Origin of the sequence: Ignatzschineria larvae DSM 13226, assembly GCF_038500265.1 — a bacterium.
Classification (GTDB): Bacteria; Pseudomonadota; Gammaproteobacteria; order Cardiobacteriales; family Wohlfahrtiimonadaceae; genus Ignatzschineria; species Ignatzschineria larvae.
Genome location: NZ_CP150637.1, coordinates 1665963 through 1677098, shown reverse-complemented (window position 1 = coordinate 1677098; position 11136 = coordinate 1665963). Strand labels below are relative to the sequence as shown.

General features: G+C 40.2%; 12 protein-coding genes. 6 read left to right on the top strand and 6 right to left on the bottom strand.

Annotation, left to right across the window (positions count from 1 at the left end; all coding sequences use genetic code 11):
* Nucleotides 1-391 precede the first annotated feature (391 nt).
* Entirely contained in the window at nucleotides 392-937 is a 546-nt protein-coding gene (gene ppa, locus WMO13_RS07030; protein ID WP_026878447.1) for an inorganic diphosphatase, read from the bottom strand.
* 188 nt (nucleotides 938-1125) lie between these two features.
* Here ppa and WMO13_RS07025 point away from each other — a divergent pair, with 188 nt between their 5' ends.
* The 6 genes from WMO13_RS07025 (at nucleotide 1126) to WMO13_RS07000 (ending at nucleotide 7171) form a co-directional block, all read left to right on the top strand.
* The gene (locus tag WMO13_RS07025; RefSeq protein ID WP_051396110.1) at nucleotides 1126-2712 is read left to right on the top strand and encodes a GNAT family N-acetyltransferase; all 1587 of its coding nucleotides are present in this window, start codon (nucleotides 1126-1128) and stop codon (nucleotides 2710-2712) included.
* Nucleotides 2713-2730: 18 nt separating this feature from the next.
* Nucleotides 2731-3498, top strand: a complete 768-nt coding sequence (locus WMO13_RS07020; RefSeq protein WP_051396111.1) for a thiamine diphosphokinase — start codon at nucleotides 2731-2733, stop codon at nucleotides 3496-3498.
* A 344-nt stretch (nucleotides 3499-3842) separates the two neighbouring features.
* Nucleotides 3843-4214 (top strand): ArsC/Spx/MgsR family protein, encoded by a 372-nt coding sequence (locus WMO13_RS07015; protein WP_026878449.1) that lies wholly within the window; start codon nucleotides 3843-3845, stop codon nucleotides 4212-4214.
* A 309-nt stretch (nucleotides 4215-4523) separates the two neighbouring features.
* Entirely contained in the window at nucleotides 4524-4940 is a 417-nt protein-coding gene (locus WMO13_RS07010) for a DUF423 domain-containing protein (protein ID WP_034855328.1), read from the top strand.
* Between the two features lie 13 nt (nucleotides 4941-4953).
* Nucleotides 4954-6324 (top strand): adenylosuccinate lyase, encoded by a 1371-nt coding sequence (gene purB, locus WMO13_RS07005; protein ID WP_026878451.1) that lies wholly within the window; start codon nucleotides 4954-4956, stop codon nucleotides 6322-6324.
* Between the two features lie 223 nt (nucleotides 6325-6547).
* A complete protein-coding gene (locus WMO13_RS07000) occupies nucleotides 6548-7171 on the top strand; it encodes a LysE/ArgO family amino acid transporter (RefSeq protein ID WP_026878452.1) in 624 nt (207 codons plus the stop codon).
* A gap of 310 nt (nucleotides 7172-7481) precedes the next feature.
* On the opposite strand, the gene WMO13_RS06995 is transcribed toward WMO13_RS07000, so the two are convergent.
* The 5 genes from WMO13_RS06995 to WMO13_RS06975 form a co-directional block, all read right to left on the bottom strand.
* The gene (locus WMO13_RS06995) at nucleotides 7482-7823 is read right to left on the bottom strand and encodes a DMT family transporter (RefSeq protein WP_034855330.1); all 342 of its coding nucleotides are present in this window, start codon (nucleotides 7821-7823) and stop codon (nucleotides 7482-7484) included.
* 1 nt (nucleotide 7824) lies between these two features.
* Nucleotides 7825-8214, bottom strand: a complete 390-nt coding sequence (locus tag WMO13_RS06990) for a DMT family transporter (RefSeq protein ID WP_211240387.1) — start codon at nucleotides 8212-8214, stop codon at nucleotides 7825-7827.
* Between the two features lie 697 nt (nucleotides 8215-8911).
* Nucleotides 8912-9115, bottom strand: a complete 204-nt coding sequence (locus WMO13_RS06985) for a hypothetical protein (protein ID WP_026878454.1) — start codon at nucleotides 9113-9115, stop codon at nucleotides 8912-8914.
* A 37-nt stretch (nucleotides 9116-9152) separates the two neighbouring features.
* Nucleotides 9153-10031: a threonine/homoserine exporter RhtA gene (rhtA, locus tag WMO13_RS06980; protein ID WP_026878455.1), complete on the bottom strand. Its 879-nt coding sequence runs from the start codon at nucleotides 10029-10031 to the stop codon at nucleotides 9153-9155.
* Between the two features lie 141 nt (nucleotides 10032-10172).
* The gene (locus WMO13_RS06975; RefSeq protein ID WP_051396113.1) at nucleotides 10173-11108 is read right to left on the bottom strand and encodes a DMT family transporter; all 936 of its coding nucleotides are present in this window, start codon (nucleotides 11106-11108) and stop codon (nucleotides 10173-10175) included.
* Nucleotides 11109-11136: the final 28 nt, after the last annotated feature.

Here is an 11136-nt window from a genome sequence, read left to right as displayed (position 1 = left end):
TTAGACTGAGTACTTAGTCGCAATATAGTAAAAATAGTCACTGTTGAAATAGTGGCTATTTTTTTATGCCATGAATAAATATAGAATAGTAAGATCGATTCAAAATAAGTTTATTCAAATGCCGGCGCCTCGGTGGATAGAGGCGAGGACGCTGTTCTATCCGGCATCTTGCAAGTGTTATTTAGTACGGTTTTATCTTCTTTTAAAATCCCACATGGGTACTTAAAAACCATTTTTCTGATATCAAATTTACTCTACAAAAAAGAGAAGGGGATGCAGCCATAAACTGTATCCCCCTTTTTCAATCATTCATGTTGTATACCGATATTAATTAATCGGACTAATCGGATTAATCCTATCGACAGTTATTGACTTCTAGCCAATTCAATAATTAACTATTCTTTTTATTAAACAACTCAAGTGAGTTTAAGATCTCTTGCTCAGCTGCTTTTTTATCGCCGTAACCTGCAAGTTTAACCCATTTGCCTTTCTCTAAACCTTTGTAGTTTTGGAAGAAGAATTCGATTTGTTGTACGAGTAATTTAGGAAGATCATCGAGTTCCTGAATATCTTCATACATTGGGCAGAGTTTGTTCACAGGCACTGCGATTAATTTAGCATCACCGCCGGATTCATCCGTCATATTGAGTACGCCTAAAGGACGGCAACGAACCACAGAACCATGGATTAATGGGAATGGCGTAACGACTAAGACATCTAATGGATCACCATCATCACAAAGTGTGTGAGGAATAAAACCATAGTTTGCAGGGTAACGCATATTCGTACCGACAAAGCGGTCAACCCAGATCACATCTGTATCGTGATCAACTTCATATTTAACAGGATCAGATTCAGCTGGAATCTCGATTACACAGTTAAAATCTTCGGTGATTTTTGCTAAATCATTAGCCGCAGGAACTTTCTCAAAACTCATATTGATACCTCAATGATTTGTTATGGTTAAATTTGTTATGGTTAATTATTTATGTCGCTTGTGAAATGATATTCACGAAATTCACACATATGGACTAATTATACAGATTTTCAACGTAAATCGTATTTAAACTGCAAAAAGTAGGCAATTTTGGTAGGATTAAAGGATTATTATCAAGGGGGATAGAGATGGAATTGACGTGGATAAAAGGGGAAGAAGCGCCCACTTTTCAAGATGCGCTTTCAGTTCGTGATGCAGTATTTACACAAGAGCAAGGTTTTGCAGCAGAGATTGATCATGATGCGCTCGATAAAGAATCTTGGCAATTAGTGCTCTATCAGCCCTCAACAGTGACGGACTGTAGTGAAACTGTGTCGATTGAGCCTGGTAAATCGGTTCCTGTTGGTACATTACGTTTTTTCCTCAATGAAGAGGGGGATTATCAGATCGGAAGAGTTGCGATCCTCAAAGCGTTTCGCGGGCAAAACCTTGGAGCATTGATGCTTAGGGAAGCACTCAAAAAATGCGCCGCTTTAGCACTCAGTCATCGAGTCATTTTACATTCTCAAACACATGCAAAGGGCTTTTATGAGCGATATGGCTTTGTGGCAGAGGGGGAAGAATTTTTAGAAGATGGTGAGCCTCATATTACGATGACGCGTAGCTTACTGTTAGGCAAAATTCCGGCAGAGACGCTCGCTCAAGCGGATAAAGTACTCTTCATTGCGCATTTAGCGATTGGTGATTTTACCTATTTACAAAATGGTTTTCGGGCATTTAAAGCAGCTTATCCTCATATTGCGATTGATCTCTTTGTCGAAGATGTCCGCTGTACAAGAGATAGCGCTAAATGGCCAGCGCTCAAACAATACTCACTCTACGATTGGTTAGAAGCCTCGCCTCTTTTCCGCAAGATTTATCGGGACAATTATTCTCCGGATCTTCGTTTAGAATCAATCTTAGAAGCAAAGCGGGAAGAATATCCGATTGTGATCTCTATTGAGACCTTAACCTCATTAGGCGGTGCAGCGCTTGCGCGAGATATTGCCGGACAATCAGGGTTTTCAATGGCGATGGCACTGCATTATAAATGGTATCAGTGGGGGAAAAAGTCGTCTGAAAAAGCGGTAGATGCAACGATTGAAGTGGTTAAGCCTTATCAAGGAGTGCGTCATCATATTAGTGAAGATTACGCATATTGGTTTGCACAAATGGCCGGCATTATTCTCTTTGATGATGAACGTTATCCCTATGTCGAGATTCCTGCGCAATGGCAAGATTATGCAAAAGAGAGATTACAATCGTGGGGGCATCAAACAGGGCAGAAGATTGTTTTTATCAATCATATTGCTAAAAATCCCCGCCGCTCTTGGCTGCTGACCCAAGTTTCTGAACTCATTGTCATGATGCAACAACTGCCGAAGTGGCAAGACGCGCTCTTTATTATTAATGGTGTGCCGGAGATTTTTGCTGAGATTGAAACCATGATTCAAGCAGCGAATCTGCAAAATGTGGTTCCTTTTAGTGCTCGAGATAATTTCTTTGAATTGCCGGCGATGCTTGCTGAGAGTGATCTGATTATTTCAGTAGAGACTGCGGTGATGCATTTAGCAAATGCCGTGCATGTACCGGTAATTGCTTTGATGCGACTTAAAACACCGGAGTGGGCACCGCTCAATCCTGACTTAACGACAATTATCTTCAATGAGAAACGCTCGGATGTGATCAGTGATATTCCCCCAAGTCGGGTTATTGAGGCATTATCTAAAGCGTAGGCATCAGTATAGGTTGATATGAGTGAAGAACAATTGAGTGAAGAACAATTTCATCAAATGGCGCTTGATAAGCTAGAAACAGGGACGATAGCACCTAATCGATCTCAAACGCATTATACACGGGCAATATTATTGTTACCGGGAGCTGTGGATTTTGAGGCTATTGAGCGAGATTTTCCGCAATTTTTTAGAGATAAAGGTGACATTCTACAGATCGCAGTGGATAAAGGGATTGATAAAGCGGATCAGTTAAAAGGCGTTGATTATTGGCTTGGTGATTTTGATTCGAGTATTCACTTACAAATTGATTCTTCAAAATATTCGGCGAAGATTCCTTATCCTGCTGATAAAAATGAGACAGATACGGAGCTAGCGCTGTCACTCGCAATAGCGTGCGGTGTATCGGAAGTGCTCTTGATTGGTGGTATTGGTGGACGAATTGATCATCAGATGGCGCTCCTTTTCTATCCATTTCAATATCCATCGCTACAGTTTTACCATAGCGATGGTCGGCAATCATTCTACTATCTACAACCTAACAAGTGTTATCACATTCCGGCAAAAGCGGGGAGTCTTGTGAGTGTGATCGCTTTGACCGATCTAAGCGGATTGACGCTGACCAATGTTCAGTGGCCTTTAACAGATTATGATCTACCGCTAGGAAGAGGATTGACCTACTCAAATCGTGCAATAACATCAACGATTGAACCGGCTATAACCGCCGAAATTAGTGACGGTAATGCTTGGCTCTATCTCTCTATTCCCGAACAAGATGATTCACTATAGAGTATGAGTGATATTATAGTCAGATCGGTTCAAAATAAGCTGATTTAAATGCCGGCGCATCGACTGTAAAAAAACAAGGAAGCAGTTCTATCCGGCATATTGCAAGTGTTGTTTAGTGCGGTTTTGTGTTCTTTTAAAATCCCGCAATAGTTGTTTAAAAACCATTTTTCTTAAACCCAATTTACTATACGTGATAATGGGTGAGAATGGCTATTAATAGAATAGATGCAATAAAAATAAGCAGTTTAAGGTGGGAGATCAGCTACTCAAAATAGGCCAAAACTGCTAGGCTATGAATAATTTGAAAATTACAAAATTTGGATAAAAAGAGGGAAGAAGAATCTATGTGGCAGATCTATTATAACGGTGATTGTTCTAAGGCAAGAGCAGCGAAAGCTTTGTTAGACGAGAAAGGTATTGAGTATCAGCTGATCAACTATCTTGAAATACCTTTAACTGCAGAGATGATTCAGCAAGTCCTTGCGCAATTAGGTGTCGGAATTGATGGCATTATCCGCACCAAAGAGGAAGCCTTTAAGAAAATAGCGCTTGAGTGGTTCACTTGGTCTGAAGCGGAGAAGATGGCTTATCTTCTAGCAAACCCTATTATTATCGAGCGCCCAATCGTCATCTATCAAGATCGAGCAGTGATTGCGCGCCCTGATGTGACACCTATTGAATCATTACTCACTGATGCCAAAATTGCTTCAGCTTAAAGCGAATGATAGAAGTAATCACAAAGCGTAATCATCAAGGGAATGATAATAGGGACACAGAAAATTAAGTGGTTAGAATAATTGAGAGTGATTTACAATAAAGTCTCTGTTGAAAGTTGTTTTCGAAAGTTGTTTTCTTCTGATCTTCTTTTTATTGTAAGATAGATTTTGATAGGAAATGAAGAGAGAAATTGAGAGTAGTCGCTGATTTCTTTCAGAAAAATGGAATCATTAAAATGAGTTAATAAGAAGTTCGAGTGTCATTTTATATTGAGTATTAGGCAGCTTTGATCAATAAGGAGTAGAGCAATGTCATTACAGTTGGAGAAAGGACGCACCATTGGACGATTTTTAATTGCAGTTGGCGCATTATTTGCGGGGCTTGCAGTTGTTTTAGGCGCATTTGGCGCACACGGATTAGCGAATAGCCTAAGTGCAAGAGAATTAGCCGTTTGGCAAACAGGGGTACAGTATCAGATGTTTCATTCTGTAGCGCTTATAGGCGTTGGGATTTTACTTTGGATTTGGCAAACACGCCGGACGCTCTTTTATGCAGGCTATGCGTTTTTAGTGGGGATATTACTCTTTTCAGGTAGTCTCTACGCTATTGCATTCTTTAAATTAACAAATGTTGGTATTATCACGCCCATAGGTGGGTTATTTTTTATTGTAGGTTGGATCTTGCTGTTGTGGTCGGCAGTGACAACCCCTATTTGTACTGAGTAAAGGACAGCATTTTATGAGTATTCATTCTGTTTTATCCATTTCCCCATTAGATGGTCGTTATGCAAGTCGTGTTAAGGCATTAAGTGGTGAAGTCAGTGAGTATGGCTTAATTCACTATCGGGTGATGGTTGAAATCAAGTGGTTAATCAAGTTAGCAGAAGAGCCTCATTTTAAAGAGATTCCCTCTTTTGATGAGAAAGCGAAGCAATTCCTCATTTCGCTCTATGAAAATTTCTCTCCTGAAGATGCGATGGCAGTGAAAGAGATCGAGAAATCGACCAATCACGATGTGAAAGCAGTGGAATATTGGATCAAAAATCAGGTAAAAAATCATGAAGCGTTAGCGGCTTCTTCTGAATTTACGCACTTTACTTGCACCTCTGAAGATATCAATAATCTCTCTTATGGCTTAATGTTCAAGAGTAGCATTAATGATGTGGTTATCCCGCAGTTAGAAGATGTTATTGGCTCAATGCGCGAAATGGCACATGAGTTCGCTTCAATTCCAATGCTCTCTAGAACGCACGGTCAACCAGCAACGCCTACAACGCTCGGTAAAGAGATTGCTAATGTGATTTACCGTTTAGAGCGTCAAGTAAGACAGCTCAAAAACCAAGAGTATTTAGGAAAAATCAATGGCGCAGTGGGGAACTACAATGCCCATTTAGTGGTTTATCCCGAGTTCAATTGGCCGGTATTTGCAGAAGATTTTATTGAAAATGATTTAGGATTAACCTTTACACCATACTCAACACAGATTGAATGCCACGATTATATTGCAGAATTTGCCCATACCATGAGTCGCATTAATACGATTTTAATCGATTGGTCGCGTGATGTATGGAACTATATTAGTCATAACTTCTTTAGACAGAGAACGATTGCCGGCGAAGTAGGCTCTTCTACAATGCCTCATAAAGTCAATCCTATCGATTTTGAGAATGCCGAGGGTAACTTTGGGATTGCAAATGCGCTCTTTAGCCATTTTGCAGAGAAACTACCCATCTCAAGAATGCAGCGGGATTTGAGTGATTCTACAGTACTTCGCAGTATTGGTTCTGCCTTTGGTTATACGCTTATTGGATTTAGCAGCCTCTTAAAAGGTCATGGTAAATTAGAAGTGAATGCTGAGAATCTATTAGCGGATTTAAATGCCAATGTGGAAGTATTAGGGGAAGCCGTACAAACCTTAATGCGCCGAGATGGCATTGCAAATCCTTATGAGAAGCTCAAAGAATTTACGCGCGGTAAACGGATTAATCTCGATGAAATGCGTGCCTTTATCGATACATTAGAGCTCGCGGAATCTGAAAAAGCGGCATTAAAAGCCTTAGAACCGGCGAGCTATGTCGGATTAGCCGAACAATTAGCAAAAGCGATCTAACTATTAGATCTAGCTGATAGATTGATTAGAGCATAATCTCCAAGAGCTAACGTTGAATGTTACGAGGCAACTCTTGGAGATTTTCTTATATTCCTAATCAGAAGTAGAAGAGTTAGAAGAAGTGAATATAAGAGATCATTTAAACAGACGTATTTTGATCCAACATTACTATAATAGATGTAGATAGCGATAGCCGTCGGAGAACGGACTAAAGGAGAAAGAGATGTGGGGGATTTTTGCAGAAGGGATACTGCTATCTGCAGGGTTAATTATCGCCATTGGTGCGCAAAATGCCTATGTATTGCGGCAAGGTGTAGAAGGGAATCATCCTTTCTGGGTAGCAACAGTCTGTTTTCTATGTGACTTTGTCCTAATGTCTTTAGGTGTATTAGGTGTTGGGACTTTTCTGGCAGAGAATATCTGGATTCAACAAATTTTGGCAGGCATCGGCGCACTCTATATCCTCTTTTTCGCCTATCAAGCATTTCGGTCTGCACTTAATCCTGAAGGATTACGAGCAATCCCGTATATAGGAAGACCCTCTCGAATGAAAGTTATTGCCGGTGCGTTGGCAATTACATTACTCAATCCTCACGTCTATCTAGATACAATTGTGATTTTGGGAGGATTTGCTTCAACACTACAGTATGAGGAGAAATTGATTTTTCTGATTGGTGCCTTGATTGCTTCATTTGTCTGGTTTTATAGTTTGAGTTTTGGCGCGAGCCGGTTAGCGCCGGTATTGAGTAAGCCTTTGACGTGGCGAATTTTGAATTGCTTGATTGCCTTGATGATGCTCTATATTGCTTATCAATTAGGCCTGTTTATCTGGAATGCGTCTTCTTAATATCGCGGAATAACGACTATTAGGAGATATAAAAATCCCGTTGTATGAGTTTTATCTCATTGCAACGGGATTGATTGTGATCGATTTTGGTTTAAAACGGATCTTTGGGGATGTATAGTAATATCGGTTCTAAATAAGCTTATTTAAATGCCGGCGCATCAGCTGTAAAAAGCGAGGGAGCCATTCTATCCGGCATCTTGCAAGTGTTGTTTAGCACGGTTTTATGTTCTTTTAAAACCTCACAATAGCTGTTTAAAAACCATTTTTCTTAACCCATTTTTTCTTAAACTAAATTTATTATATAAGAATCTTAATGGCTAGAGACATATTTCAAGCCCACAACGCCGATAATAATCGCCACTAAACTTAAAATACGTTTAATATTTTTCGACTCATTAAAGAGTACAATATTCAGAATTACAGCGCCGGCCGTACCAATGCCGGTAAATACCGTATAAGCGATGCTCATCGGCAGATAGTGAAATGAGTAGTAGAGTAGGGCGAAAGAGGCGAAAATCCCGCCGTAATAGAAGAGCCCATTGATGAGGCTACGTCTTTGACTATAGACGCTTAATCCAAATACACCGAACATCTCGGCAACGGCCGCTAGTGCAACAAATGACCAACCAATAAAAGCAACTGAAAGTCCCATATTAAATTCTCCTCTCGTTATGTTGTTGCTGATCTTCTTGTTTTGTTAAATGATCGTTATCTTCTTCTAACTTGGTATTGACATCAAAGATATTGAGCCCAATCACACCGATCAGGATAATCCCCATAAAGAAGAGCATCTCCCCGGTAATTGCTTCCTCAAAGAGGAAATAATCCATTAATACGGTGCCGACTGTTCCGCTCGCGGCGAAGATGGCATAGACCGTTCCAGTCGGCAGCCCTTCACACGCTTTAGCTAAGAAGTTGAGATCAAGAAGAATGAAGATCCCGATAATAATCCAATGCCACCAACTACTTGCAACATTGAAACCATAGAGCCAAATCAGCTCAAAAATAGACGTTAGAGCAACATAGATCCACGCTTTGTTCATAATAAAACCTATTATTCAAATTTAACTTGAATGAAATTAACGTTAATGTTCACGTTTAAATAATGTATGTAATACCAAGGTTGTCTCGATACATACTGTTCCGTGATATTCATGATATCTAATGGAGCATTATTGAACGTGGTATTAAAGTTTGATGTATTACTACCAACATTGTTCTAATTTGATAGTAATTGGGATTGGAAAATGCCCTATCCCAGAAGAACACTCATTTTTAATCAGTTGAATTGAATAGTAGATACCATTGAAGGGACATTGAGTTTTGTATCAATATCAATACGATTTATTTACTGATTAAGAGAGTGTTGATGAGGTCAGTGATCTTGATCACTGATAAAAACTAGTCGAAGATTGTAGCACCGCACCGGTAGCACAAGAGGCAGAATCGGGCGATAAAGAGGGAGGAGTGGTTGTACTTCTGTTGGCTACAAAGAGACATAGATAAAATCAGGTTGTTAATAATAGATAATATTTTATTGAGTACGCTTTTTTTGTCAACTCTTTTATCGTTGAAATATCAGAAAGAGGGCTGTTTTAAAAAATATTTGTGGGAGAGTATGAGTTTTTAAAGTTCAAAATAGATTAAAAAAGCGTAGTAAAAAACATCGGAACCGCATTTAGAAAACGGTTTAAAAACGGTTTGATAATCATTTAAAAATAGCTTTAATTAATCGTATGATTACAGTGTAATCTCCTCAATATTATCCGGAATTTCCCCTGATTCGATTAACTGCGAGACCCCTTTTTTAACCACATAATTCATCATCAAAAGGAGTAGAAAAATCAGTACAATCGCCCCGATGACCTTGAGTAATCGCCGGAGGATTGAAGGTGACTTTGCCTGCGATGTTGTATCTTGTTGGTTTTGGTCAAAATTAGGCATTTGGCTTATTCCTATGCGCTATCTATGATTACTATGATTAATCTAAAGTTTTCACTGTTTCAATGGGTTTAGAAGAGAGCGAAGCACCAAGGGATGCGAGAATAATCGCAATAATGCCGATAATCTGAACGACAGAGAGCACCTCGCTTAAGATAATAAAGCCAAAGATAGCGGCGAGTGCGGGTTCTAAGCTCGTTAAAGTCCCAAAGGTTTTCGCCGGCATTCGTGTGAGCGCCATCATCTCAAGGGCATAAGGCAGTGCCGAGGTCAGTACGGCCACGGTAATGGCTAAGGGAAGATGTTCTGGGGCGAATATTCCGATGCCGCCGGCCGCAATTCCAACAGGGACATAGATCAGTGCGGCAATTGTCGCTCCAATACCGACAGTAGCAGTTCCGTAATAATTGCCGGCTTTCTGCCCAAAGATAATATAGAGCGCCCAACAAGCACCGGCACTTAAAGCATAGATGACCCCTTTAAGATTAATATCCTCATTGCTGCCATCAAGGGGAATGAGTGCTAAAAGCCCTAGAACCACAAGCCCAATCCAAAGAAAGTCAATTTTCCGGCGAGAGCCAAAGAGTGCAACGGCTAAAGGGCCTGTAAACTCAAGCCCGACAGCAATTCCGAGCGGAATCGTTTTAATCGCTTGATAGAAGAGAAAATTCATCGTACCGAGGGCAATCCCATAAAATAGTAGATAGCGCCGGTAACCCACTTGAAGTTTGCGTTTCCAAGGTTTAAAGATAATCAATAGGATAATAGCACTAAAACCTAAACGATAAGCAGTAACAGCCTCAACGCCGACGATCGGGAAGAGTTGCTTTGCAATTGTTGCACCCCCTTGAATAGAGATCATCGCCGCGAAGAGATAGATCAAAGGAAGTAACATACCTCGTTGAGAGTGTACCATCATATTATTATATCCATATATATTGTAATGCTATAGCTTGCTATTGTGTAGTAGTGCTAAATGAACTTTAATGCCCGTACTCTAATGTAGGCGATTGAATCTACCATAAATGTGACTGATTATAACATAATGTTATATATTTTTTTAGGCACGATCCGTTGTAGAACCGGTTTCAATTCGGATGATTTTCTTTGATTTATGAGGAATGAGCGTCAAAGCCATTGCGGCAAAGATCAGAATAATTCCAATCCACTGTTCAAGTGACGGCATAAAACCGGTAATAAAAATATCCATCATAATAGCGACTAAGGGGTCTAAAAATACTAATAGTGCAATGAGTTGTGTTGATAATGTGCGGATTGAATCAAAGAAGAGATAGAAGACAATGCCGGTATGGACAAAGCCTGTAATAAAAATAAAGAGCCAATTTTGCCAAGTGAGATTTTCAAAGTAGGTAAGATTGGCAAAAGGGAGGAGTAACAGTGTACCAATAGCCACTTGAATAGTGGTGATCGCATAGGAACTGGTATATTTAAATCCTTTCCCTGTAAGTGTTAAGAGTGCATAAAAGAGCGCCGATAAGAGCCCATAGATCAGACCTTTAGAGAGTAATTCGGCAAATGCGTGAATTTGATTAATTTCAGCAATCGCTAAAGTTCCTACAAAACAGCCGATAATGGCCATAAAGGCAATGAGGGTTAAGCGTTCGCGATAGATGAAAGCGCCGAGAATCATCACAATGACAGGGGCAAGATGATAGATTGAGATCGCAATTGTGACACCGGATTCCTCAATCGCTTTAAAGAAATAGAGCCAATTGAGCACTAGAAAAATAGCACAGATCGCAATCCGAATCATTTCGGGGCGATACCAAGTTTCCCGGCGCAGTTGCCCTGATTGCCACCAGAAAAATCCAAGGAAAAGCGTCGCACAAAGGCAGCGGATAAAGACCAGTTCTAATGCCGGCACACTACTTCGTTGAGAGAAGAAGCCGACAGAGCCAAAGAGAATCATCGCCAAAGAAAATTTAATCACCGCCGGGCGATTATTGAGCGGAAGAGTGGAGGTTAAGGTTGTCATAGGGGGTATTAAGCTCGGTAGGTATGTT